1 protein-coding gene is annotated in these 683 nt (G+C 43.0%); it reads left to right on the top strand.

What is annotated here, in order from left to right; genetic code table 11:
- A partial coding sequence (rsgA, locus tag KIV40_RS29685) for a GTPase RsgA (protein ID WP_285352842.1) occupies positions 1-383 on the top strand: 383 nt, incomplete at its 5' end.
- Positions 384-683: the final 300 nt, after the last annotated feature.

Here is a 683-nt window from a genome sequence, read left to right as displayed (position 1 = left end):
AAGGTCGACACACGACCACATCACGTTCACTTCATTTGCTGAAAGACGGTGGTTTGCTGATTGATACTCCAGGAATGCGAGAGCTGCAACTTTCTGAGTGTGCCGAAGGTGTCAGTGAAACCTTTGCCGACATCGAAGAGTTTGCTACGAATTGTCGCTTCTCAGATTGCCAACATCAATCTGAACCGGGATGCGCGATTCAACGAGCATTGGAAAGTGGCGAGTTAAGTGAGCGTAGGTTTAACAACTACCAGAAACTGCTCCGTGAGCAAGCGAGAAATAGCGCGACGTTGGCACAGAAACGAGCGAGCTTTAAGCAGCTAACTAAGATGTATCGCAGTGTGCAGAATGAAAGCCGTCATCGAAAACAGTTCGATGAATGATATGCATACTTAGTCATTAAATAGCGAAAAAAGATAAAGCAACCTATGCTGCCGGTGAGAGGTCGCTCGGCAGCATTTTTATATCCAAGATATCAATTCTGCATACATAGTTTGCATAACCATTCCTTGCCAATCCCAACCACAGATACTTCGACTACATATCCATAGTTGTAAAGATTTATATCTTATCTTGCATACACAAATTTAACAATTAGTGCCAAAACACCCACACAGCGCAAACAATTACACCAAAATGAAACTAATCCTAGACACTGAGTCTAATCAAGCTAATATGACCGC

This window comes from Vibrio sp. D173a, from assembly GCF_030248475.1.
Note: the sequence above shows the minus strand (reverse complement) of the source record. Positions and strands in the feature narration are given on the sequence as shown.